The following is a 23,288-nucleotide window of genomic DNA, read 5'->3' as shown; positions in this document are numbered from 1 at the left end:
TCCAATTCGACCGCTGCAACCTCCGCACTACCGGATTCGGGGCTATCACTGGTTGCGAAATGGCCCCACTAACCTTTTGACAGGTGCCCTGGTGCCAGCAGCAGCGCGGTGGATCCTCTCCGGCACCGGCCAGGCGCGCACCGACGGCAATGCCCAGCCCTGCCGCAGCGGCTTCGGCGCGTCCGAAGCGGGCCATGACCTGGCAGAAAGCGAGACAGCACCGGTGGCTGATCAGAAGCACCGCAGTCTGTTGCGGCGGGTGCTGCAGATTCAGACGGTCCAGCGGGTAACGAGGCTGTGGATCCGCCACGGAGTCGGCTCCCTTCGTTGTCCACGTAGCAGAGTTCAGCCCGTCCGCCACCCGGGACTAACCGACACGGCGCGACTCAGTCACTGCACGCGACTCATCTCCCGCCATGCCTCCGCCATGACCTGACAGAGGGCGAGGTAGCGGCGGTAGCGGTCATGCAACGTGTCGCGGTAATGCTCCTGGGGTTCGTAGTGGCGCTCGACGCAGGTCATGCGTTCGGCGGCGTCGCCCAGACTGCCGAACAGCCCCACACCCACGCCCGCCGCCATGGCGGCACCGAGCGCGCCCGCCTCCTCGGCGCTCGCCACTTCGATGGGGACCTCCAGCACGTCGCAGAGCAACTGGCTGAGCACCGGGCTGCGCGATCCGCCACCGCACAGGCGCACGCGGTGAAACACGCCGCCGGCCTCGCGAAGGCGCTCGATGTGGCGGCGGTGCTCGAAGGCCACCCCCTCGTAGAGCGCGTAGAGGATGTGCTCACGCCCGTGGGCGCCGGTGATTCCATAGAGGCCGGCACGGGCATCGCTCTGCGTGGATGAGCCGTAGAGGAAGGGGTGATAGATGGGCAGGTCGCGGGCGGGCGTTACGTCTGCGACCAGACGGTTCCAGAGCTCGAAAGGCGAGCTCTCCCCCATGGCCGCGCTCTCGCCGGCGAGGAACTGGCCGGCGAACCATTCCAGATTGCCCGCGGAAGTGGCGCTGCATTCAATAGCCATGCAGCGCTGCGGCTCGTAGGCCGAGCTCATGAACGGCGGGTCGTCGGCGATGGGGTGGTCGAGAATGGCCTGGTTGATGCTCCAGGTCCCGGCGACCACGCTCGCCTCGCCCACTCTGGCGGTGCCGGATCCCAACGCGCTGGCGACCACGTCGAACAAGCCGGCGACCACCGGCGTTCCCTCCCTCAGCCCGGTGCGCGCCGCAGCCTCGGCGGTGACGTGACCGACAATGTCGCTGGGCTCCGCGAGCGCGGGCAGCAATGCCTGGCAATCCGCCAGCCCGTACTCCGCCAGAATCGCCTCGTCGTAACGGCGTTCGGTGACATTGAGAAAGCCTGCACCACTCATGTCGGAGTAATCCGAACCCAACCGGCCGGTCAGGCAGTACGTGGCGAAATCCTTGCACAGCAACACCGTGCCGACACGCGCGAACGTCTCGGGGTCGTGCTCGCGGATCCAGGCGAGGAGCGTGGGGCTCTGGGCGGGCCACGGTGTCTGTAGGTTCAACCGGCGCAGACGCTCGCCCCGGCCTTCGGCGTTCAGACGCCCGGCCGTGGCGATCGCACGGGTATCGATGGACTGGACGCCCAGCAACGGTGCGCCCTCGCGGTCGACGAGGTACAGACCGTTGCCATGGCCGGTGCAGCCCACCGCGCGGACATGGGATGGATCGACCCCTGCCTTGTCGATGCAGGCGCCGATCGCACCGGCGGCACCGTTCCAGAGCTCGTCCAGGCTGCGCTCCACGTGCCCCGGACGCGGCTGGTGCGTGCTGCCGTGACTGGTCTGCACGGCGAGCTGGCGGCCGAGCTCGTCGAAAAGGGCGGCCTTGACCATGGTGTTACCCACGTCCAGCCCGATCAGATACCCCATAGCTCTCCTCCATTGCTGCAGCGTTGCGCTCACTCGACGTGAGCCTCGCCACGCTTTCGCTCGCGCGCCTTGCAGCCGAGCCGCACGAGCGCCCTGACACGTGGCATGACCTGTGATCGGATTAGTATGTCAGTCGTCGCTGCGCTGGTAGGCGTCCCAGGCCTGCTCGGCGGAGACGCCGTCGTGAATCATCGCCGAAAGTGCCGTCACGATTCTGCGGGGATTGTCGTGCTGGTAGACATTGCGACCGTAGACCAGCCCCATGGCCCCCTGTTCGAGCAGGGTTTGCGACTTGCGCAGCACGGTGAGCAAGTCCTCGCGGCCGCCGCCACGCACGAGCACCGGGCAGCGCGCGGCCTCGGCGACGCGGTGGAACGCTTCGGCATGGTCCGGCGGGTCGGCCTTGATGACGTCGGCGCCGAGCTCCCGGGCGAAGCGCACCAGCGGCACGATCTTGTCGATGTCACCGTCGACCATGTAGCCGCCCTTCTCGCTGTTGGGGGCCATGGCGAGGGGCTCGATCATCAACGGCATGCCGTAGTGCTCGCAGTCCTCGCGAAGGCGCGAGATATTCTCGACGCACTGCTGGAACAGCTCGGGCTCGCCCGGGAGCATGAGCAGGTTCACGACGACGCATGCCGCATCCATCTGCACGGCCGGCAGCACCGGGTCACGGGCGTTCTGCAACACCGACCACATGGTGCGGTGGGACACCTTGTTGTAGACGTTGCCCGTGTCCACCCGCATCACCAGCGCCGGCTTCACCGGGCCGGGCTCGTTCTGAAGCAGATCGGCCTGGCCGTAGTTCATCTGGATGGCGTCCGGCCCGGCGGTGATCAGCGTCTTCGTGACCCCGGCCATGTCCTCGAGACCGGAGAGCATGGTGGGCTCGTTGAAGGTGCCGTGGTCGATGGCGACGTCGAGACAGCGGTCGTTCCTGAACAGGCGGTTGAGCCGCACCTTATGCGTATTGAACATTGTCGCTTTCCTCTGCTTTGTTGCGATTGCGAAGCGTGGCCGTCGAAACCCGGTTCAGCCGCCAGAGCTTCTCCACACAGGCGTCGACGGCCCAACGGCGCTGCTCGGCGGACCACCCGCGGCACTCACCGAGGATGCCGGCGAGCTCGACGAGCACATCCATGGAGACATCGCCGTTGATGGCCAGGCAGGTCCGGCGGGCGACGAGGTCGTCCAGGGTTTCGGCCTGCTCGTGCTCGATCAGCCAGCGCATCTCGCGCCGGGTATAGGCGGGCGCAGCCGCCAGCGGGCTGTCGCTGCCTTCCGCCATATAGCGCGCCAGTGCCACGGCGCGGGAGCCGTACCGATCCGTTAGCCTTTGCGCGTGCGCGACATCCAGCCCGCTGGCATCAGCCAGCTCTCGCGCCCACTCCGTCCGTGCCGCTCGTGATTCGGGAAACGCAGCGCCGCCGCCAATGGCACGATCACGCGTGTGGCAGCGACGCGGCCGCCCCAGGTAATCGAGCACCCGGTCGGCGACCTGCTCGCCAAAGGAACGGAAAGTCGTCCACTTGCCGCCGATCATGCACAGCAGCGGGAACGGCAAGCCGTATTTCGCGGACACTTCGCGGCATTCGTGGTCGCGGGAGAGCTGGCCGGTGGTAGCGGCGTCCTTGTTGGCGAGGGGACGCACGCCGCTGAACGTGTACAGAATCTCTTCCGGACGGATCTCGATGTCAGGGAAGACATAGCGCAGCGAGCGCAGGATGTAATCGCGCTCGGCATCGTCGCAGCACACGCCCTCGGGGGTTTCGACCTTGAGATCGGTGGAGCCCACGAGCACGTGATCGAAGTACGGAAAGAGGATGCACACCCGTCCTTCGTGATTCTCGTAGTAGACCATGTGACCATCGAGCGCCCGGCGCAGGCGATCGTTGGCGACCACCAGGTGCGAGCCCTTGGTGCCTCCGATCATCGCCTGACGGCCCTGCGCTGTGGGTGTGAGACTGCGGTTGGTGAGATCGATCCAGGCACCGGTCGCATTGATGACGACTTTCGGGTGCAGCGTCAGGCGCTGGTCGCCGAGGTGATCCTCGAGCACCACACCATCCCCCTCCACTGAGGCGGCGCCGGCATAATTGAGGGCGACCGCGCCGTCGTGGGCGGCCTCCGCGTCGGCGATCATCTCGATGCCCAGGCGCTCCGGGTAGGTAATCGAGGCATCATAGTAGGTCGCGGTGCAGCGAATCTCCGGGTGCAGGTCCGGCCAGCGCGCGAGGCTGTCGCTGCGGCTGCGAAAGCGATGGCGCGGCATCACCCGGTTCTTCCGGGTGAACAGGTCGTAGAGCACCAGACCGGTCTTGATGATCAGCGCGCCGCGTCGGCTCGGGCGCTGGCTGCGGCCGAGGAGACGCATCAGGGCGTTGCCCATCCCCGAGAACCACTCGAAAATCGGCACTGTCGTGGGCAACGGTGCCACGTAGTGCGGCGCGTTCTTCAGCAGGCGGTTACGCTCGGCGAGCGACTCGCGCACAAGGCGGAACTCGCCGGTTTCCATGTAGCGCAGGCCGCCGTGGATCATTCGCGAAGGGGCACCGCTGGCGCCGGCACAGTAGTCCGAACGCTCCAGGAGCACGACGTCGATGCCCTGCAGGGCGAGCTCCCGGAACACGCCAATGCCGTTGATGCCACCGCCGATGACGAGCACATCGGGGTTCGGATTGGCCCGCAGTCGCCGCAGGCGCTGGTCGCGGTTGTTGTTGATCATTGTCGGGACGGCCCTTTGTCGTGAGTGTGGCTCGCGCCGGCGGGCATCCGCAGGCCAACCGAAAAGCGTCGAGCTCGCGGACGCGCCGGCGGGCTAGCAGGATCGCAGCAGATCGAGGACGGCGCGGGCGGTACGCTCGTCGGTGACCAGCGCACGCAGGTGCCCGCCGCGCAGCACGCTACGGATGGGCTCCACCTTCGCGGCACCGGAAGCCACGCCGATGGTGCAGGGAATGTCGTGGAGCTCGTCGGGACGCAGCGCCACCAGGTGCGCGTTCATGGAGTAATCGCACAGCGCACCGTCGCCATCGAGCAGGTGCGCGATCAGCTCCGCCTTCGCGCCCATCTCGAGGATCCGGTCGCGGTCGGCAATGCCGTCGGGATGCAGGTCGAAATAGCTCGACTGATCGGATTCGATGGAGCCGATGCCCACCACGGCGACGCTCGCCCGACGCGCACGGTCGAAGACGTCACGCACCGAGCGCATCTCCAGCAGCACGTCGCGCTGTTGGGCGGTGTCGGCGAACATGGGCGCATGAATCTGGTACGCCCGACCGCCGAGCTTGCGCGCCATCTCAGAGGCGACGTGGTTCACATCGGTATAGTGCTTGCCCTGAACGAGTCCGGTGGTGGGCACCACCTCGACATCGAAGTCATGCCCCCCGGCCATGCCCTCCACGGTCGCCGTGACGCCCTTGCCGCCGGTGATGCAGATCGTCGCGCCGTTGCCGATGCGGCTCATGAGCAGGTTCGCGGCCGCCTCGCCGACGCTCTGCAGCACGATCGCCTCGTTGTCGGATACCGCGGGCACCACCAGCACCTCATCCAGGCCGGCTGCCGCCATGAGCTCACGCTCCAGGTCGAGCGTCGGCGCGAAGGGCGAGCGGATGTTGATCTCGACCATGCCCAGCTCGTGGCCCTGCTTGATCAGACGGCTCACCGTGGCGACGGAGTCGCCCGTCACCCGGGCGATCTCCGACTGCTTCATGCCTTCCAGGTAGTGCATCTGCAGCGTGCGGTAGATGCGTCGCTCGGTCTCGTAACGCTTGCTATCCTTGGGCGTTGCCATCCGGGTACTCCTTCTATCTATCCGCGCCGCCGGGTCATGAAATGGTCGAGTGATACGGCGGCGAGCAGGATCAGCCCCTTGATCATGTCCTGCCAATAAACGGAGACGTCGAGCAGCACCAGCGAGTTGGTGACCACCGACAGCAGCGCCACGCCAAGCACCGCGCCAAGCACCGAGCCGGACCCGCCCTTGAGGCTGGCCCCGCCGATCACCGCGGCGGCGATGACATCGAGCTCCATGCCCACGCCGAAGGTGGGCGGCGCCGAGCCGAGGCGGGCCATGTAGATCACGCCGGCCACGCCCGCCAGCGTCGAGCACAGCACCGTGACCAGGAACTTGACGCGATCGGTGCGAATGCCCGAGTAAGCGGCGGCCTGCTCGTTGCTGCCGGTGTAGAACACCTTCCGGAACGCCGTCGCGTGCCGCAGCAGGTAGTCGAAGGCGATCACGAGCGCGACGAAGACGATGATCGTGAACGGGACGCCCCACAGCGACCCCTGGCCGACGAACTTCACCGCCGGCGGTAGTGTGAACAGCGACAGCGGTGTGCCCTCGGTGATGGCGAGCGCCGCGCCGCGGGCGATCACCATGAACGCCAGCGAGACGATGAAATGGTGCAGCCCCACGCGGGTGACGAAGAACCCCATGACCGCGCCGATCGCCGAGGCCGAACCGATACCGCAGAGCGCCGCCAACCAGGGATCGAGCCCCATCAGGAAAAGCTGGCCGCTGACCACCATGGCAAGACACACCACGGAGCCCACGGAGAGATCGAGCCCGCCGACGATGAGCAGTATGGTCATGCCCACCACGACGATGCCCTCCACCGAGAACGACAGCAGCATCGCCTTGATATTGCTCAGTGTCAGGAAATAAGGCGAGGCGAAGCTCATGATCACGAACAACGCGACGATGATCGTGATGAGCCCGGCCTCGCGCATGCCCGCCAGTTGACGGAAGAACGACGGCGCTCGCGCCGTCGCGGCACCCACGGTTCGATTGCCGGTTTCCGCGGTACTCATGACGTTGTTCGCACTCATTGCATCTCCTCCCCGGCGGTCTCCGCCTCGTGCATCCCCAGGCCGGAGGCGAGCCGCATGATTCGTTCTTCGCTGAGCGCTTCCGCGCTCATTTCACCGGCGATGGTGCCCTCGTGAACCACCAGCACCCGGTCGCACAGACCGATGAGCTCGGGCAGCTCGGAGGAAATCACCAGCACGCCCATGCCGCGGTTGGCGAGGTTGCGCAGCATGTGGTGGATCTCCGACTTCGCACCCACATCGACACCGCGCGTGGGCTCGTCGAGGATCACCACCGACGGATCCACGGACAGTAGCTTCGCCAGTGCGACCTTCTGCTGGTTGCCGCCGCTCAGCGCGGAGACCGGGTCATCCGGAGCGCCCGTCTTGAGATGCAACCGCTTCCCGAGGCGTGCCGCCTGCGCGCGCTCGCGTCGGCGGTCGATCATGCCCAGGCGCGTGGACACTTGCGCCGGCGCCAGCGCCGAGACGTTCGCGGCCACTGGCATGTCGAGAAACAGGCCCTGCCCCTTGCGGTCTTCGGAGAGATACACGAGGCCGGCCCGAATGCTGTCGCTGTAGCGCCCCGGGCGGAGCTCGCGGCCGGCGATACGCACGCTACCCGACACACGCGGGCCGAGGCCGCAAATGCTGCACGCGGTTTCCGTACGCCCGGAACCGATGAGCCCACCGAGGCCGACGATCTCGCCGGCGCGAAGCGTGAAGCTGACGTCATGGACGATGCCACCGTCGGACAGCCCTTCCACCGCCAGAAGGGTGTCACCGGGGACGTCGGTACACTTGGGCGGGAACAGATCGCCGAGCTCACGGCCAACCATCTTCGCCACGAGCTCGTCGGGGGAGCTGTCGGCGATCCGGCAAGTACCGACGTACTGCCCGTCCCGCAGCACGGTCGCGCGATCGCAGAGCTCGAAAATCTCGGCCATGCGGTGGCTGATGTAGATGATTGCGATGCCCTGGGCCCGGAGCTCGCGCAGAATCGAGAAAAGGTTCGCGGTCTCGGTGTCGGTGAGCGCCGCGGTAGGCTCGTCCAGGATCAGTATCCGGCAGTCGAGCGTGAGCGCCTTGGCGATCTCCACCACCTGCTGGTCGGAGATGGACAGATCCCCGGCGCGGGCGCGTACGGGCACCGGGTGAAGCTGCTCGAGAATCCGTTCGGCGCGCTCGCGCAAGCGGCGGAAATTCATCAGCGGCGCGCGCTCGGCGCTGGTCAGCGCCATGGAAATATTCTCGGCGACGCTGACATCCGGGCACAACGCGATCTCCTGGTGCACCAGGCCGATACCGAGCGCCTGGGCCCGCGCCGGGCTGGTGATGCGTGTCGGTTCGCCGAAGAGGCGAATCTCCCCGGCATCCGGCGTGACGATGCCGTCGATCACCTTCATGAGCGTGGACTTGCCGGCTCCGTTCTCACCGGCGAGCGCGTGAATCTCGCCGGCACGGAGCTCCAGATCCACGTCCCGGAGGGCCTGCACGGCGCCGAACGATTTGCTGATGCCCCGTAATTCGAGGGCGATGTCAGTGTGCATGGGCGTACCCCGCGTACCCGCATGGAACCAGGGCGGCGGCGCGCGTCGCTGCACCGCCGCCACGCACGCTACTGCTCCGCCCCTTCCCGCGCGGCCTCGTACTTGTCCCAGTAGAAGGCGTCGGCGTTCTCGGCGGTGACCACGCTCAGCCCGTTATCCACGTAGGGCACGCGCATCGGGTTGAAGCCCTTGCTCTGGTAGTCGTTCATGGGGTCGATGAGCTCGGGGTGCGCCGCCAGCCAGGTGAGCATGAAGCCCATGTAGCCCTGCATCCCCTGGTCGGGATTGATCGCGGCGTGCATCTCGCCCGCCTTGATCATGTCGAGCACCTTGGCGTTGATGTCGACACTCATGATGACGATGTCCTTGCCGAGCTCCTTGGCTGCCTGGGCAGCGCCGATTGCCGAGGTCGCCTCGGGCATGAACACCGCATCGAGATCCGGATGGCTTTGTCCGATGGTGAGCACGGCGTTGTAGGCCTTGCTGGGGTCCTGATTGCTGGCGGCCTGGGAGACCAGCTCCATATCCGGATACTCCGATTCCATCCGCTCGATGAACGCCGCGGTGCGGCGGTCGTGGTTGTCCTGGCCCGGGTTCTCCAGCACGGCGTACTTGCCCTCGCCATCCAGCGCCTCGGCGACGGTATCGGCGGCGATGCGGCCCTCGCGGGTGTTATTGGAGGTGATGTACGAAACACGGTCGCTGCGCGGCGAATCGGCAGCGAAGGTGACCACCGGTACGCCCATCTTCCGGGCACGCTCGATGGGGCCGATGAACGGGTCGGGGTTCATGGGGTGGAGGAAAATGCCCGCCGGGTCCCGGGCCAGCACCTGCTCGAAGGTCGCGAGCTGACGGTTGACATCGTACTCCGGCGTGCCGGTGAACTTGGCCTCGCAGCCCATCTGCTCGGCGGCCTGCTGGAACATCTCGAACACCGGTTTCCAGTACTCGATGCCCGACATCATGACGTTCATGTAGTAGGTCTCGCCGGGCTCACAGTGAAACGGCGTCTGCGGCGTTTCTGCAGCCACCGCGGGCATGGCGAGCGCAAACAGCGCGGATGCGGTCAGGCCGCGAAGCATACGGGTCATGGCTGGCTCTCCTCATCGGTTGGCGCGACACCGCCGGATCGTCTCGGGCGGCACGCGCGGTTCGGATCGTTGTTCGGATTCACCCGGAAGCCCTGGGTGACACGCATTCGCAAAATTTTGCGATATACGTAATATCTTGCACACCACGAAAATTAAGCGCTCCTCCTCCCGATGTCAACTCACGCTGTCGTCGTGAGCGTCCGGGACTCGCCGGACGCTTTCCGTGATCAGTCTGGATGGCGGAAGAAGGCGAAATCGGGGAGTGAGAAGGGCGAGACGTCGCCGGGAGAACGAGCGCGACCGATAGACCGATACCCGTGCACGGCTACAGTGGCAGTCCGGGCGGCACGCGCTGCCAATCAGCGGAACGTCGGGCAGCTACGGCGTCAGCGAGCGCGCCTGGCGAATGGAATACGAGCCGCGGTTGCGGCGCCCGGGGAGATGAAAGGGGGATCGAGCAATGCGCGACACCGAAGCGTGCGAACGCGCGTTGGCAGAAGCCGGGAAGGGATACGGCAGCCGCCGGGGCGAAAGCGCCCCTGCGGCCGCAAGTCACTGTCGGCGCGTGGCGCCGGGCACTCAGACCGCCTGGACGAGAATGACGATGCCCGCCACGCTCATTGCCGCGCCGGCGACGCGCACGCTGTTGCGGCCGACGGCCTGGCCGATGCGGGTTACGCCCGTGGCGAGGCCGATGCCGGCGGCGTGCAGCAGCGCCGTGGCGCCCATGAAACCGGCGCCGTAAGCCAGCCCGGAGGCGGTTGCCGGCATTTCCGCGCCGTGGGCGTGGCCGTGAAAGACGGCGAAGAAGCCGACCACCGCCATGGCCGCGGCCACCGGCAGCGCCACCTGCGCCGCGATAAGCGCGCCCAGGACCACGACCGACAGCGCAATGCCGATTTCCAGGAACGGCAGAGGCATGCCCGCCACGCCCAGGCCGCCGCCCACCGCCATCATGGCGACGAAGCTCGCCGGCACCAGCCACAGCGCACGGCCACCGAGATTCGCGGCCACCAGGCCGACGCCTAGCATGGCCAGAATGTGATCGAGCCCGCCGATGGGGTGCATGAACCCGTGTACCAGGCCGCCGGTGGCCCCGACCCCGGTATGCGCCAGCGCCAGCGCCGGGGACAGGGCCAGTACGGTGAGCGCGGCGGCTCGGCTAGTTGCTCGTCGAATGTCCATGTGACCTCCTTTTGGGGCTCCGCCCCTTTGATGGTTCCAAGATGGCACGAATGCCCGCCGCGCATTGCGCGGGCAGCCATCCGCCAATACGGCGGCACTCACGTGGACGTGTGAGTGGACGCCGTCGCCGCGCGCTGCGCGCGCAGCCAGTCATACCAGCTCTCCATGCCCTCGCAGGTGCGAGCGGAAAGCTCCAGTACCTCGATCATTGGATTGATTCGGCGGGCGTAGCCTACACAGCGGGCGACGTCGAAGTCCACGTGTGCCAGCAGATCGGTCTTGTTGACCACCATGAGCCGGACCGCCCGGAACATGTGCGGATACTTGAGTGGTTTGTCGTCGCCTTCGGTCACCGAGAGGATCGCGACCTTGGCCCGCTCCCCCAGATCGAACAGCGCCGGGCACACCAGGTTGCCCACGTTCTCGATCAGCACCACCGAGCCCAGGGGCGGAGCCAGATCCTCGAGCGCCCGCGCGAGCATGTCGGCGTCCAGGTGGCAGCCGGTCCCGGTGTTGATCTGTACCGTCCGGCAGCCCGTGGCCCGAATGCGCTCGGCGTCGAAGTCGGTTTCCTGGTCGCCTTCGATGACGCTCACGGAGTACTCGTCCCCCAGCTCGCGGATGGTGCGCTCGATGAGCGTGGTCTTGCCGGCACCGGGTGAGCTCACCAGGTTGAGCGCGAGGATGCCCCGTCCCTCGAACCAGCCGCGGTTGCGCATTGCCAGCCGGTCGTTGTGGGCGAGCAACTCCTGCTCCATCGCCACGGTCGTGACATTGGCGTGGGCATGCGCATCGCCGTGGTCGTGGGTATGGCGATGCGTATGATGATGGCCATGCCCGCCGGAGCGGTCATGGGCGGTGACCGGCCGGCGCTCGCCGGTATCGGGGTCGCTGACGGTGGCTTCGCCGTCGCCGGAGCAGCCGCAGGTGGTACACATGGTGCCTCACTCCTCCATCAGGCTCTCGCCGAGCTCCATCGACCGCACGCACAATCGGTCACCGCCCTGGGGCACAGTGAGATTCACCGATCCGCAGGCACACGCGGCGAGAACATGGTCCAGCATCACATCACGGCCGCAGTCCCGGCAGCGCGCCCGCCCCGGGGTCGCGACGATCTCGAGCGTCGCCGCCTCCAACTCGGTGCCGGCGCTACAGGCCTCGAAGCACAAACGCAACGCCTCGGGCATCACGCAGGTGAGCCGCCCCACCTCCACGGTGACGCGCAGCACTGGGGCGCCATCGGCGCGTTCGCGGCAGGCGGCGATGATGCTTTCGGTCAGTGCGAGCTCATGCACGGCCAGCTTACCGGTCAACAGATCCGCGGCAGCTGCTCGCCGACCAGCATGTCGACGATGCGATCGCCGCCAAAGACAGTACTCATCACGACCGTCCCTTCCGGTGTGTCCTCGACGGTGCCCACCGCGACCGCCTCCCGTCCCGCCGGGTGCCCGCGCAACGCGGCAAGCGCCGCGTCGGCTTCGTCGGGCGGCACCACGGCCACGAGCCTGCCCTCGTTGGCGAGATAGAGGGGATCGAGACCGAGGATCTCGCATACGCCCTTGACCGCCTCCCGGATCGGCAGTGCCGTCTCGTCGAGGTGCAGGCACAGCCCGGACGCCAGGGCATACTCATTGAGCACGCTGGCGACGCCGCCCCGGGTCGCATCCCGCAGGCAGCGTACTGACGGACAGGCGGCCAGCAGCGCGTCGACCAGGCCGTTGAGAGGCTGGCAGTCGCTCTCGATGGCGGCCTCCAGCGCCAGGTCCCCCCGGGCATTCAGCACGGCCACCCCATGATCGCCGAGCGCGCCGTTGACCAGGATGACGTCACCGGCACGAATGGATGCCGCGCCGAGCCTCACGCCTTCACGGATCACGCCGATGCCGGCGGTGTTGATGTAGAGCTTGTCAGCCGACCCACGAGGCACGACCTTCGTATCGCCGGTCACCACCGCGACGCCGGCTTCAGCAGCGGCTGCCTGCATCGACGAAGCCACCCGGCGCAGGACGTCCACGTCCAGACCTTCCTCCAGGATCACGCTGCAGGAGAGAAACAGCGGCCGGGCACCGCCTACGGCCAGATCGTTGACCGTGCCGTTGACCGCGAGCATGCCGATGTCCGCGCCGGGGAAGAACAGCGGATCCACCACGTAGGAATCCGTGGTGAACGCCAGCCGGTCCCCCAGCCCGGCCAACTCGGCCAGGGGCACTCGGGCCTGATCGTCGAGGCCGGCGAGACGCGGATTGTCGAACTCAGCGACGAAAACATCGTCGATGAGATCCCGCATCGCCTTGCCACCGCTACCATGGGAGAGCGTGATGCGGGTATCCCGCACCCGCCCCGTGCGCCGGCGCATGCCCGCGGATGATTCGCTACCGGGGCGTCGCGAGTCCCGGCGGGCGCTCATTGCCGTGTCTCCGCAGGCGCCAGGCGACCGCCGTCATTCCGCCGGTCCGGCTTTCCGAGCCGCACCCCACCGTAGTTGTAGTAGGCGGCACAGGCGCCTTCGGAGGAGACCATCAGCGCCCCCAACGGCGTCTCCGGGGTACAGGCGCTGCCGAAGACCTTGCACTGGGAGGGCTTGATCACGCCCTTCAACACCTCGCCACACTGGCAGGACTTGGGATCGGCGATCCTGAGGTTGGGTACCGGGAACCGGCGCTCGGCGTCGAACGCCGCGTAGGCCTCGCGCATGCGCACCCCGGAGTGGTCGATGGAGCCGAGTCCGCGCCACTCGAAGAACTCGCGCAGCTCGAAGACCCGGTGCACGGCGGCGAGTGCCGGGTCGTTGCCGGCCTCGGGCACCACCCGGCGGTACTGGTTCTCCACCTCGCAGCGGCCTTCGGCGATCTGCCCGAGTACCATCCACACGGACTGGAGGATATCCAGCGGTTCGAAGCCGGCCACCACCAGCGGTTTGCCGTAGTGGCGGCAAATGAAGTCATACGGTGCGGTGCCGATGACCATACTCACGTGTCCAGGCCCCAGGAAACCGTCCAGGGTGAGCGCCGGGGAGTCCAGGATCGCCTTGATCGTGGGGATGATGGTGATGTGGTTGCAGAACAGCGAGAAATTGCCGATGCCTTCGCGCTCGGCCTCGAGCACGGTCATGGCGGTACTGGGCATAGTGGTCTCGAACCCGAGGCCGAAGAACACCACCTCGCGATCCGGATTGGCACGGGCGATGGCCAGCGCATCCATGGGCGAGTAGACCATGCGCACGTCCGCACCGTCGGCCTTCGCCTGCAACAGGCTCTTCTTCGAGCCGGGCACCCGCATGGCGTCGCCGAAGGTGGTGAAGATGACGCTGGGATGCTCGGCAAGCGCGACGCAGTCGTCCACCCGCCCCATGGGCAGCACGCAGACCGGACATCCCGGGCCGTGGACGAACTCGATCTCCTCGGGGAGCATGGTCTCCAGGCCGTACTTGAAGATCGAGTGGGTATGCCCGCCGCAGACCTCCATAAACTGCAGGGGCCGACGCCGGCAGACCGGGATATCGGCGACCAGCGCCCGGATTTCGCGCAGCAGCGCACGGGCCTTGCCGGGATCGCGGAACTCGTCCACGTACTTCATGACCCCTCTCCCCCGCCGCGAACCTCGAGTTCACCGCGATCGTCGGCCAGCAGTGTGTGCACGAGATCCCAGATGATGTGATAGGTGGCGACGTGGCATTCCTGCACGCGGTGAATGCTGTCAGTGGCCACGGTGAGGCATACCTGCACGTCATCACTCACCGCCATGCGCCCGCCCTCGCCGCCGGCGAACCCTATGGTCGCGAGCCCCATCTCCCGGGCGCGGGCGAAGGCCGCGAGGAGATTGGCCGAGTTGCCGCTGGTGGAGAAGCCCACCAGGCCGTCGCCCGCCCGGGCGTGGGCGATGAGCTGGCGGACGAACACGTGCTCGAAGCCCACGTCGTTGCCCACGGCGGTCATCATGGCCGTGTCGGCCACCAGGTTCACCACGGCGAGTGCCGGACGCCCGGCGGTGATGGGATGAAGGAACTCCACGGCAAAGTGGGCGGCATCGCAGCTCGAGCCGCCGTTGCCCATGGCGAACAGTCGCCCGCCGCCGCGGTAAACCTCGGCAATAGTGCGGGCGGCGTCCACCACGCGCTGGCCGTTGGCGTCGAAGAACCCGCGCTTGACCTCGACGCTGTGAGCCGCCTTCTGCCGCACGGACTCCAGCAATGCGGCATCTTCCCGGCTGGCGTCCTTGCGGCCGCCGTGCAGGAATGGATACAGGGATTCGAGCCTGTCGTCGCTCATTGCCGGCTCCCGGAGTGCTCCATGGCCTCCAGCTCCTGCTGCATCTCGCCGAGCTCGGCGAGGAGGGCAAGCGTGCGGGCAGCTTCGTCCTCGTCGATGCGGCTCATGGCGAAGCCCACGTGCACCAGCACCCAGGTGCCGAGACAGTCCGTCACCGGATGGTCGTCGTCGACGACGCAGTGCAGGTTGATCTCCCGGCGCACCCCCGCGACGCTGACGATGCCGCGGAGATTGTCCGCATCGCTGATCGCCACGATCTGCCCCGGAATGCCTAGACACATGACGACACCCCATCAGCCGTTGGCATGAGTGCGCGCGCGCCGGCAACCGCCGCCTGGCCCAGGGAAAGCCCGCCGTCGTTGGCCGGCACCTGACGATGAAAGAGCACGCGCAGACCCTGCGCATCCAGTTCGTCGACGACGGCCTCGAACAGGCGCCGGTTCTGGAAAACGCCGCCGGACAGCGCGACCGGCGCCCGGTCCGGAAGCTCCGGACACCGCCTGAGCTCCAAGGTGAGCGAAACCACGGCTGCGGCCAGCCCCCGGTGAAAGCGCGCGGCGATCACCGCCGGCGATGTCCCGCGGGCGAGATCGTCCAGCAACACCGACCATAGCGGCGCCGCGTCGAGCACGGTGAGCCCGTCCACGTCACTGACAGCGAATGGATAGCCATCGTCCGTGTCCGCCCAGGTCTCGGCGTCGATGGACGCCTCCAGCTCGATGGCAGCCTGTCCTTCGTAGCCGGCACTATCGCGGCAGAGACCCACGGCCGCGGCAACGGCATCGAACAGTCGGCCGCAGGAGCTCGTTACCGGGCAGTTCAGGCCCCGGGCGATCATGGCGTCGAGCGTTGCCAGCGGCCGCTCCCGCAGGGCCGCACACAACGGGAGCCGCTTGTAGTCCCGCTGGAACGCGGGCCAGCCGAGGGCGGCCACGATGTGTGCGTAGGCCAGTCGCCAGGGCTCTCGGACGGCCTGCTCGCCGCCGATCAGGGGCACGTGGGCGAACCGGGCCAGGCGCACGTACCCGCGGTAGTCGGCAAGCAGCCATTCGCCCCCCCAGACCGTGCCGTCGTCGCCGTAGCCGAGGCCGTCCAGAGCGACGCCGAGTACCGGGCCAGCGCCGATGGGTACGCCGTTGTCGGCCATGCACGCGGCTAGGTGGGCGTGGTGGTGTTGCACCGTTGTCACCGGCAGTCCCTCGCGGGCCGCGTAGTCGCTGCCGAGCTTGCCGGCGAGGTAGTCCGGGTGACGGTCGACGGCGACGAACGCCGGACGATGATCGAACAGCTCGGCGTAGCGTGCCAGGTTGCGGCGATAGTCCGCGTAGGTCGCAGCATTCGCCAGATCCCCCATGTGCTGGGAGACGATCGCCGCACCGTCGCGCACCAGGCAGAACGCATTCTTCAGCTCACCGCCCATGGCGAGCACGGGCGGCGCTGCCTCGAAGCCAGCCGGCAGGGCAATGGGGGCCGGTGCATAGCCGCGGGCCCGGCGCAGGAGATGCGCCACACCGGCCATCACCCGGGCCACGGAGTCGTCCACACGGCTGGCGATCGGCCGGTCGTGCATCAGGCAGTAGTCGGCCACCGCGGCAAGCCGGCTGCGGGCCTCATCATTGTCCGTGCACTGGGGCTCCTCGGACTGGTTAGCGCTGGTGAGCACCAGCGGGTGATCCAGGCCCGCCAGCAGCAGATGGTGCAGTGGGGCGTAGGGGAACATGAACCCCAGGGTGCGATGTCCGGGCGCCACGGCAGCGGCGAGCGTGCCCGGGCCGTCGGCCTCCAGGATCACCACCGGCGCGGCGGCGCTGGCCAGGAGCTCGACTTCCGTCTCGCTTACCGTGCAGTAGCGGCGGATCACCGCTACATCGCGGGCCATCAGCGCGAACGGTTTGTGATGGCGGCGCTTGCGCGCGCGCAGCCGAGCGACGGCGGTTTCATCGCGAGCATCAACGGCGAGGTGAAAACCGCCGAGCCCCTTCACGGCGACGATGGCCCCGTCGGCCAGCAAACCGCGGACGGCGGCCATGGTGTCGGTCGCAGCGACCGCCGTCCCGCCTGCGGTTTCCAGCCACAGCCGCGGACCGCAGTCCGGGCAGGCATTGGGTTGGGCGTGAAAGCGCCGGTCGCCGGGATCGTCGTATTCCGAGCGACAACGCGGGCACATGGCAAAAGCGGCCATGCTGGTGTTGGCCCGGTCATAAGGGATGGCCTGCACGATGGTCAGGCGCGGCCCGCAGTGGGTACAGTTGGTGAATGCGTAGCCGTGGCGACGGTCGGCGGGATCACGTATCTCGGCAAGACACGCCGCACAGGTAGCGGCATCCGGGACGACGCCGGTGCGCACCCCCCCGCCGCGGCTGGCGACGATGTGAAAGCCGGGCGCCGGTGGCGGCTCGCCGATGGTTTCGCGCACCAGCGCGTCGATACGCGCCAGCGGCGGTGGCTCGTGGATGAGCCGATCCAGCAAGCGCTGGCGAACACCGGACTCGCCCCAGATACGGATCACCACGCCGTCGCCATCGTTCCAGACCTCGCCGTCGAGCCCGCACTCCGTTGCAAGCCGCCAGACCGTGGGCCGAAACCCCACGCCCTGCACGAGGCCACGCACCCGCACGGTTTCCCCGGCCGCGACTTCGGACGTGGCCATCGGGTTGCGCGCCAGCCGGGTGATCGCCACGATTTCTTCTCCCTCCACGCCCTCACTTGGAGCGGATACGCAGGTTTCGGGCGATGTCCCTCGCGTTGAACGCGATCGCCACGACTGCGAGCACCAACACACCGATGCAGACAGTGATTCAGCCACTCATCTCACATCTCCCGCGGTACCGAGCACCATGCACCGATGGTTGGTCTCCGGCGCTGCCGAAAGCATAGCCGCCGTCACTCGTTCCACCACTCGGACCGCCTTGCCCATGTCGGCCACCTCCGGCGCGCTCGACCCCGTACGCCCTTCGAACGCGTCATCGAAGCTCTCGGATTGGCAGTCCACCGATACAATCCGCTGGCTGCGGCCCGCCCAATTCGTGTGGTCCGGCGCTACTCAGACCTGCCGGCGGCATATCCGCAAACGGCCTGCCGAGACGATCAGGCCAGTGACGGATCCGTTCAGATGTGGCAAGAGCAACTGCCGGGTTAGTATGTCCGGCAACGACTCCCTCGCCGGGAATGATCGAAGAACCAACCGGGAGCCGAGGGCATGAGCCATGACCCACACGCGCATCGCCACGACACTCCGCAATCCAGTGACGAAGCCTCCCGGATCCGCGATACCGTGTGGCAGGGTCAGGGCACTGGCCCCATCCTCTTCGCCCGGGGACTGAACGGCGCGCGGTTGCGGCTCGCCGTAGTGCTCGTGCGGCCGCGGGAGGAAACGCCCCCGACACTGACCACCGATAGCGGCGCGGCTGCGGCGGAGACCCTTCAGGAACGGGGCGACCACCGGCTTCTTCGCTACACGTTCACGGTGCCCGCCGTGGCGGATGCCGGGTACACGCTGGATGGTACCCACTACCCCGTGAACGCGGCATTCGACGGCGACCTGCGAATCGCCTACGTCACCTGCAATGGCCAGGAACACGACGACCGCGAACGCAAGACCGCCGAGCGCAACGTATTATGGCGCCGGCTCGCCGAGCAGCATGGCGAGCGACCGTTTCAACTGCTCCTCCATGGCGGCGATCAGCTCTACGCCGACGAGTTGCTCGATACACACCCCACGCTGCGTGCGTGGGCCCGCAACGAGCTCGAGGACCCGGCAACGACGACGCTGCCGCCCTCGGCGGTGGCCGCGATGCGGGACTACCTGCTGGAACGCTATCTGGAGCTCTACAGCCAGCCCGCCGTGGCCTGGCTGCTGGCCCGGGTGCCGTCACTCGCCATGTGGGACGACCACGATATCTGCGACGGCTGGGGATCGCTGTCCGCAGCACAGCTCGACTGCCCGGTCGGGCGCATCGTATTCGACGTGGCGCGGGAGCACTTCCTGCTGCTGCAGCTCGGGGCGACGGACGCGGCGCTCCCCGAATACTGCCACGACGACAGCGGCACCACCCTGAGCTGGTCGTTGCAGCTGCCGGGACTCACGCTGGTGGCACCGGATCTGCGCTCGGAACGCCGACCCAACCGCGTCATGGGCACCGATGGCTGGAACGCTCTGCGCGCCGCCCTCGAATCGACGCACGCGGGCCACGTGCTCGTGCTCTCCAGCGTACCCGCGCTGGGGCCACGCCTGTCGTGGGTCGAGGCGGTAATGCTGCTCACTCCGCACGCGCAGAAGTACGAGGACGATCTCCGCGATCAATGGCAGAGCCGGGCCCATCGCACCGAGTGGCGGGAATTCCTGCATGCGCTCGTTGCCACCCACGAGCGCGGGGACACGCCCGTGACGGTGATTTCCGGGGAGATCCATCTCGCCACCCGCGGCACCATGACCACGCGCAGCGGCCCCATCCACCAGCTGGTGGCCTCCGGGATCGCACACCCACCACCGCCGGGTGCGTACGCGACAGCATTGAGCACGCTCGCCCGGCTCGGCGAATCGCCACTTCCCGAACACCCGATCCGCCTGCACCCGCTTCCGGGGAAGCGGCGGATCTACACTGCCGAACGGAACTACCTGATCCTGGAGCGGCGCGAGGCGCGATGGCGTGCATGGTGGGAGCTCGAGGCGTCGGGGCCGACCCCCGTGCTTCCGCTCGATTGAGCGTCGGTCACGAGTCGTCGCGCCGGATCAGGCTGACCGCTTCCCAGCGGAAACCGAGCCGATCCACATCGCGACGAATCTCGGCCATGCCGGCCTCCACTGCCGCGGCGGGCCCGCGGATCCCGAGCTCCAGCGCAAAATGGTCGCTATCGGTGCTCGGCAGGCAGGACAAACGCAGCTCCGGGTGGGCCGCGACAAAGCGCTCCATCAGCGGAATGACATCGCTCTCGCGGGCACCGTCAACGTGGATGGCCTGCTCCGTGTGCCGCCCCGGCGCGTGCAGATAGGCATAATGACGGTCGAGGACCCACTCGATCATGGGCCACGCCATGTTGGGGAATCCGGGCACGAAATAATGCTCACGAATGGCGAAGCCGGGCACGCGATTGACCGGATTGGGAATGATGGCCGCGCCTTCCGGAAACTCCACCAGGCGCAGACGTCGCTCTTGCGCAACCGGTTCACCGAAACGCGCCTCCAGCTCGGCGATCCCTTCCGGATGGCGGGTAAGCGGCACGCCCAGCACGCGCGCCGCGCATTCGCGGGTACGATCGTCGGGGGTCGCGCCTATGCCGCCGCAGCTGAACACGATGTCGCCACTGGCGAAGCTCTCCCGCAGATTCCGTTCCACCAACTCGGCATCGTCGCCGATGAAACGTACCCAGGACAGCTCCAGCCCGCGCGCGTCGAGCAGCTCGACGACCCTGGGGAAATGCTTGTCCCGGCGTTTACCGGAAAGCAATTCGTCACCGATGACGATCAGGCCGAAGCGGCGCTCGCTCATGGGCTGGCGATCCTCAGATGTGATTCCACAACGACAATCCCGCGGGCTGCCAGGTGAGGTAGAGCTGGCGATCCATGTAGGGCTCGGGGTGACGGCGGAAGTGATGGCGCATCAGGGTCACCGGCACGATCAACGGCACGCGCCCCTGACGGTATTCGTGGATGAGCTCCACCATCTCCGCCTTGTCGTCGGCGTCGAGGTGACGCTTGAGGTAGCCGAGGGCGTGAAACAACACGTCGGTGTGCTGGCGGCGCGTGGCCTTGTGGCGCAACGCAGCCATGAAACGCGCGCCGTACGCCTCGGCAAGCCGCTCGATAGGCTCGCTACCGGCACGTGCCACCATACGGCCGAGCTCACGCAGGTGCTCTTTGCCATGGGCCATGAGAATCAACTTGTGCCGGGTGTGAAAGCCCACCAGCGATTCGGCGGTAACTCCCTCAGCCATCAGCTCCTGCCACCGCCGGTATGCATAGACGCGCTCGATGAAATTCTCGCGCAGCACCGGATCGTTCAACCGCCCTTCTTCCTCCACCGGCAGCAGGGGGTTATGGCGCATGATCTCGGCGGCATAGATGCCAGTCCCTTGGCCGGCGGGCATGCCCGACTCGCTGTAGACCTTGACCCGCTCCATGCCACAGCTCGGGGACTTGCTCTTGAGGATGTAACCGCTGATGCCCTCCAGACGACGCGCCATGGTGTGCCCGTATTCGGCCAGGGCGTCGGTGACATCCACGCCGGGATCCCGGGTGCCCACCGCATGGGGATCGCTGGGATCGCCAACCAGCCGAATGGGTGGACGCGGGGTGCCGAGCCCGATAGCGACCTCGGGGCACACCGGCAGCAGCTCGAAGTAATCGCTCAGGATGTCGGCGACGAAACGATCATGCTTGTGCCCGGCATCGAAACGTACCGCCTGTCCCAACAGGCAGGCGCTCACGCCAAGACGGATCGCCGTGCTGCCCTCAGCGGTGTTCGGCGGCGGGATGCTCGCATCTGTCACTCGGCCAACGCGCGTCATCACTCGAGTAGCTCGGCCAAATGCGCCTGCAACTCCATCAGCGTAGCAACCTGCACACATCGCGGCCGCGGCGGCACGTCCTCGGGCCAAACCTCGTCGGTGCGGTTGAGCCAGACTGCCTGCATGCCGAACGCCGCCGCGCCCACCACATCGCTGTGCGGATCGTCACCGACATGCACGATCCGCTCCGCGGACACGCCCGCGCGGCCACGCGCGGCCTCGAATACCAAATGGGAGGGCTTCGCCGCGCCGATGTCCACGGCCGACAAAGCGAAGTCGAAATAACCGCCGAGCCCCAGACGTTGGACCTCGGCATTACCGTTGGTCAGGGCCCCCACCCGCACGCCCTGCCCGCGCAGCCAGTCGAGTAGCGGCAACGTGTCCTCGAACAGCACCACGTCATGGCGGGCGTCGAGAAAGGCGTGAAAAACGCGCTCGATGAGCGTATCCAGCTCTTGCCCGGCATAGCCACCGGCCCTGCCGGCTCGGCGGAACGCTTCGCAGCGCAGGTGGGTGACGTCGTGGACGATCTCCGGCCGCTCGGCGGCGACCTCACCGCGCAGCGCCCGCACGTCCTCCGCGGACAGGCGCTCGGCCACCCGTGGGAACTCCCGGGCGAGCACCTCGTAAGCCCGGGCCTCGGCGTGCTCGATGACGCCGGCGAGATCCCACAGCGTGTAGTCCAGGTCGAAAGTGACCGCCTCCACCGGCGGGGTCAGCTCGTGTGTCACTGGCTGGCCTCCCCACTGCCGAGACGGCGCCACACACAGGCCCCGTCCACTGCCTTGTCCAGACGTTCCAGCCAGGCGTCGTGGCGTTCCTGCTCGCCCGCGTCGGCGGCGATCACGCGCAACCGCGGGCGCTCGGCCGGCAGTCGCCGGATACCCCGCGCCACGGCGCCGCCATCGCCGCTGTCGCCCTCCTCCGCGGAAAGCGACAGCGCCGTTTGCCCGCCGGTCATCGCCAGGTAGACGTCCGCCAGAATCTGGGCGTCCAGCAGTGCCCCGTGGAGCTCGCGGTGGCCGTTGTCGATGTCGTAACGCTTGCACAGCGCATCCAGGGTGTTGCGCTGGCCCGGATGCATGTCCCGCGCCATCGCCAGCGTATCGAGCACGGTGGCATAGTCTTCGACGCGCCCCCAGGCCTCGCCGAGCAGGCCCAGTTCGTAGTCCAGGAACCCCACGTCGAAGGGCGCGTTGTGAATCACCAGACGGGCATCACGGATGAACTCCAGGAACGCCTGGGCGATGTCGCCGAAGCGCGGCTTGTCCGCCAGGAATTCGTTGGTGATGCCGTGCACCTCGACGGCTCCCGCATCCACCTCGCGGTCGGGATTGACATAGTAGTGGAACGTCCGGCCGGTGGGGCGGCGGTAGTTCAGCTCGTAGCAGCCAATCTCGATGATGCGGTGCCCTTCAGAGGTCTCGAGACCCGTGGTCTCGGTATCCAGCACGATCTCTCGCATGGGGGGTCAGGTTCCGTAATCGATGGTCCGTCCAGTGCTGCGGCTGCCGCGCATGCTCAGGCGCGCTCGAACTCGCTCGCGAGCTCGTCGATACCGCGGTTGGCAAGCGCATCGGCACGTTCGTTTTCGGCGTGGCCGGCATGCCCCCTCACCCAGTGCCAGTGCACGGTGTGCCGTGTGGCGAGCTCATCGAGCCGCTGCCAGAGGTCCGCGTTCTTCACCGGTTTGCGCGCACTGGTCCGCCAGCCGTTGCGCTTCCAGTTGTGCATCCATTCGGTCACGCCCTTGCGCACATACTGCGAGTCGGTGGTGAGATCCACCTCGCACGCCTGCGTGAGAGATTCCAGTGCCCGGATCGCCGCGGTCAGCTCCATGCGGTTGTTCGTCGTCCGGGGCTCACCGCCCCAGAGCTCGCGCTCGTGCTCACCGGAGCGCAGCAGCGCCCCCCAGCCGCCGGGGCCCGGATTACCCCGGCAGGCCCCGTCGGTATAGATCTCCACTCGATGCAACG

At 67.4% G+C, this 23,288-nt stretch carries 21 protein-coding genes; 1 reads left to right on the top strand and 20 read right to left on the bottom strand.

Annotated features, from left to right (window positions below):
* Positions 1 to 390: 390 nt before the first annotated feature.
* The 15 genes from ACPEES_RS10060 to hypF form a co-directional block, all read right to left on the bottom strand.
* A complete protein-coding gene (locus ACPEES_RS10060) occupies positions 391 to 1,899 on the bottom strand; it encodes an FGGY-family carbohydrate kinase (RefSeq protein WP_435103339.1) in 1,509 nt (502 codons plus the stop codon).
* Positions 1,900 to 2,028: 129 nt separating this feature from the next.
* Positions 2,029 to 2,877 (bottom strand): class I fructose-bisphosphate aldolase, encoded by an 849-nt coding sequence (locus ACPEES_RS10055; RefSeq protein WP_435103338.1) that lies wholly within the window; start codon positions 2,875 to 2,877, stop codon positions 2,029 to 2,031.
* Entirely contained in the window at positions 2,861 to 4,624 is a 1,764-nt protein-coding gene (locus ACPEES_RS10050; protein ID WP_435103337.1) for a glycerol-3-phosphate dehydrogenase/oxidase, read from the bottom strand. The genes ACPEES_RS10055 and ACPEES_RS10050 overlap by 17 nt, the downstream gene beginning before the upstream one ends.
* 93 nt (positions 4,625 to 4,717) lie before the next feature.
* The gene (locus ACPEES_RS10045) at positions 4,718 to 5,692 is read right to left on the bottom strand and encodes a sugar-binding transcriptional regulator (protein WP_435103336.1); all 975 of its coding nucleotides are present in this window, start codon (positions 5,690 to 5,692) and stop codon (positions 4,718 to 4,720) included.
* Positions 5,693 to 5,709: 17 nt separating this feature from the next.
* The gene (locus ACPEES_RS10040) at positions 5,710 to 6,732 is read right to left on the bottom strand and encodes an ABC transporter permease (protein ID WP_435103335.1); all 1,023 of its coding nucleotides are present in this window, start codon (positions 6,730 to 6,732) and stop codon (positions 5,710 to 5,712) included.
* Positions 6,729 to 8,261 carry a sugar ABC transporter ATP-binding protein gene (locus tag ACPEES_RS10035; RefSeq protein ID WP_435103334.1) on the bottom strand — a complete coding sequence of 511 codons (1,533 nt, stop codon included), beginning with the start codon at positions 8,259 to 8,261 and terminating at the stop codon, positions 6,729 to 6,731. Before ACPEES_RS10035 ends, ACPEES_RS10040 begins: the two co-directional genes overlap by 4 nt.
* Positions 8,262 to 8,329: 68 nt before the next feature.
* Positions 8,330 to 9,352 (bottom strand): substrate-binding domain-containing protein, encoded by a 1,023-nt coding sequence (locus tag ACPEES_RS10030; RefSeq protein WP_435103333.1) that lies wholly within the window; start codon positions 9,350 to 9,352, stop codon positions 8,330 to 8,332.
* A 579-nt stretch (positions 9,353 to 9,931) separates the two neighbouring features.
* Positions 9,932 to 10,537 carry a HupE/UreJ family protein gene (locus ACPEES_RS10025; RefSeq protein WP_435103332.1) on the bottom strand — a complete coding sequence of 202 codons (606 nt, stop codon included), beginning with the start codon at positions 10,535 to 10,537 and terminating at the stop codon, positions 9,932 to 9,934.
* Positions 10,538 to 10,635: 98 nt separating this feature from the next.
* Positions 10,636 to 11,475 carry a hydrogenase nickel incorporation protein HypB gene (gene hypB, locus ACPEES_RS10020; RefSeq protein WP_435103331.1) on the bottom strand — a complete coding sequence of 280 codons (840 nt, stop codon included), beginning with the start codon at positions 11,473 to 11,475 and terminating at the stop codon, positions 10,636 to 10,638.
* A 6-nt stretch (positions 11,476 to 11,481) separates the two neighbouring features.
* A complete protein-coding gene (locus ACPEES_RS10015) occupies positions 11,482 to 11,850 on the bottom strand; it encodes a hydrogenase maturation nickel metallochaperone HypA (RefSeq protein ID WP_435103330.1) in 369 nt (122 codons plus the stop codon).
* Positions 11,847 to 12,944, bottom strand: a complete 1,098-nt coding sequence (hypE, locus tag ACPEES_RS10010) for a hydrogenase expression/formation protein HypE (RefSeq protein WP_435103329.1) — start codon at positions 12,942 to 12,944, stop codon at positions 11,847 to 11,849. Before hypE ends, ACPEES_RS10015 begins: the two co-directional genes overlap by 4 nt.
* Complete coding sequence (gene hypD / locus ACPEES_RS10005; RefSeq protein WP_435103328.1) at positions 12,941 to 14,113, bottom strand: hydrogenase formation protein HypD; 1,173 nt, start codon at positions 14,111 to 14,113, stop codon at positions 12,941 to 12,943. Before hypD ends, hypE begins: the two co-directional genes overlap by 4 nt.
* A complete protein-coding gene (locus ACPEES_RS10000; RefSeq protein WP_435103327.1) occupies positions 14,110 to 14,805 on the bottom strand; it encodes a D-sedoheptulose-7-phosphate isomerase in 696 nt (231 codons plus the stop codon). Before ACPEES_RS10000 ends, hypD begins: the two co-directional genes overlap by 4 nt.
* On the bottom strand, positions 14,802 to 15,086 hold the full coding sequence (locus ACPEES_RS09995; protein WP_435103326.1) for a HypC/HybG/HupF family hydrogenase formation chaperone: 285 nt from the start codon (positions 15,084 to 15,086) through the stop codon (positions 14,802 to 14,804). Before ACPEES_RS09995 ends, ACPEES_RS10000 begins: the two co-directional genes overlap by 4 nt.
* On the bottom strand, positions 15,077 to 17,485 hold the full coding sequence (hypF, locus tag ACPEES_RS09990) for a carbamoyltransferase HypF (RefSeq protein ID WP_435103325.1): 2,409 nt from the start codon (positions 17,483 to 17,485) through the stop codon (positions 15,077 to 15,079). The genes ACPEES_RS09995 and hypF overlap by 10 nt, the downstream gene beginning before the upstream one ends.
* A 519-nt stretch (positions 17,486 to 18,004) precedes the next feature.
* On the opposite strand from hypF, the gene ACPEES_RS09985 reads away from it, so the two are divergent.
* A complete protein-coding gene (locus ACPEES_RS09985; RefSeq protein ID WP_435103324.1) occupies positions 18,005 to 19,510 on the top strand; it encodes an alkaline phosphatase D family protein in 1,506 nt (501 codons plus the stop codon).
* Positions 19,511 to 19,517: 7 nt separating this feature from the next.
* Here ACPEES_RS09985 and ACPEES_RS09980 read toward each other — a convergent pair whose 3' ends face one another.
* From ACPEES_RS09980 to rnhA, 5 genes are read right to left on the bottom strand one after another with little or no spacing between them, the layout of a single operon-like run.
* Positions 19,518 to 20,294 carry a competence/damage-inducible protein A gene (locus tag ACPEES_RS09980; protein WP_435103323.1) on the bottom strand — a complete coding sequence of 259 codons (777 nt, stop codon included), beginning with the start codon at positions 20,292 to 20,294 and terminating at the stop codon, positions 19,518 to 19,520.
* A gap of 13 nt (positions 20,295 to 20,307) precedes the next feature.
* The gene (locus ACPEES_RS09975) at positions 20,308 to 21,294 is read right to left on the bottom strand and encodes a YbgA family protein (RefSeq protein WP_435103322.1); all 987 of its coding nucleotides are present in this window, start codon (positions 21,292 to 21,294) and stop codon (positions 20,308 to 20,310) included.
* A gap of 17 nt (positions 21,295 to 21,311) precedes the next feature.
* The gene (locus ACPEES_RS09970; RefSeq protein ID WP_435103321.1) at positions 21,312 to 22,043 is read right to left on the bottom strand and encodes an HAD family hydrolase; all 732 of its coding nucleotides are present in this window, start codon (positions 22,041 to 22,043) and stop codon (positions 21,312 to 21,314) included.
* Positions 22,040 to 22,777, bottom strand: coding sequence for a DNA polymerase III subunit epsilon (dnaQ, locus tag ACPEES_RS09965; protein WP_435103320.1), 738 nt, complete (start codon positions 22,775 to 22,777; stop codon positions 22,040 to 22,042). Before dnaQ ends, ACPEES_RS09970 begins: the two co-directional genes overlap by 4 nt.
* 56 nt (positions 22,778 to 22,833) lie before the next feature.
* Complete coding sequence (gene rnhA / locus ACPEES_RS09960; protein WP_435103319.1) at positions 22,834 to 23,286, bottom strand: ribonuclease HI; 453 nt, start codon at positions 23,284 to 23,286, stop codon at positions 22,834 to 22,836.
* Positions 23,287 to 23,288 lie beyond the last annotated feature (2 nt).

The organism is Arhodomonas sp. AD133 (assembly GCF_051195215.1).
Taxonomy (GTDB): domain Bacteria; phylum Pseudomonadota; class Gammaproteobacteria; order Nitrococcales; family Nitrococcaceae; genus Arhodomonas.
This window is presented reverse-complemented; position numbering and strand designations above follow the sequence as displayed.

Excerpts from the sequence above, each read along its gene's own strand:
- ACPEES_RS09980 (WP_435103323.1), bottom strand. The coding sequence starts at position 20,294 with ATGAGCGAGCGCCGCTTCGGCCTGATCGTCATCGGTGACGAATTGCTT.
- ACPEES_RS10045 (WP_435103336.1), bottom strand. The coding sequence starts at position 5,692 with ATGGCAACGCCCAAGGATAGCAAGCGTTACGAGACCGAGCGACGCATC.
- dnaQ (WP_435103320.1), bottom strand. The coding sequence starts at position 22,777 with ATGCGAGAGATCGTGCTGGATACCGAGACCACGGGTCTCGAGACCTCT.
- ACPEES_RS10030 (WP_435103333.1), bottom strand. The coding sequence starts at position 9,352 with ATGACCCGTATGCTTCGCGGCCTGACCGCATCCGCGCTGTTTGCGCTC.
- ACPEES_RS10035 (WP_435103334.1), bottom strand. The coding sequence starts at position 8,261 with ATGCACACTGACATCGCCCTCGAATTACGGGGCATCAGCAAATCGTTC.
- hypD (WP_435103328.1), bottom strand. The coding sequence starts at position 14,113 with ATGAAGTACGTGGACGAGTTCCGCGATCCCGGCAAGGCCCGTGCGCTG.
- ACPEES_RS09995 (WP_435103326.1), bottom strand. The coding sequence starts at position 15,086 with ATGTGTCTAGGCATTCCGGGGCAGATCGTGGCGATCAGCGATGCGGAC.
- ACPEES_RS10025 (WP_435103332.1), bottom strand. The coding sequence starts at position 10,537 with ATGGACATTCGACGAGCAACTAGCCGAGCCGCCGCGCTCACCGTACTG.
- ACPEES_RS10060 (WP_435103339.1), bottom strand. The coding sequence starts at position 1,899 with ATGGGGTATCTGATCGGGCTGGACGTGGGTAACACCATGGTCAAGGCC.
- hypE (WP_435103329.1), bottom strand. The coding sequence starts at position 12,944 with ATGAGCGCCCGCCGGGACTCGCGACGCCCCGGTAGCGAATCATCCGCG.
- ACPEES_RS10000 (WP_435103327.1), bottom strand. The coding sequence starts at position 14,805 with ATGAGCGACGACAGGCTCGAATCCCTGTATCCATTCCTGCACGGCGGC.
- ACPEES_RS10040 (WP_435103335.1), bottom strand. The coding sequence starts at position 6,732 with ATGAGTGCGAACAACGTCATGAGTACCGCGGAAACCGGCAATCGAACC.
- ACPEES_RS10050 (WP_435103337.1), bottom strand. The coding sequence starts at position 4,624 with ATGATCAACAACAACCGCGACCAGCGCCTGCGGCGACTGCGGGCCAAT.
- ACPEES_RS10055 (WP_435103338.1), bottom strand. The coding sequence starts at position 2,877 with ATGTTCAATACGCATAAGGTGCGGCTCAACCGCCTGTTCAGGAACGAC.
- ACPEES_RS09985 (WP_435103324.1), top strand. The coding sequence starts at position 18,005 with ATGAGCCATGACCCACACGCGCATCGCCACGACACTCCGCAATCCAGT.
- hypB (WP_435103331.1), bottom strand. The coding sequence starts at position 11,475 with ATGTGTACCACCTGCGGCTGCTCCGGCGACGGCGAAGCCACCGTCAGC.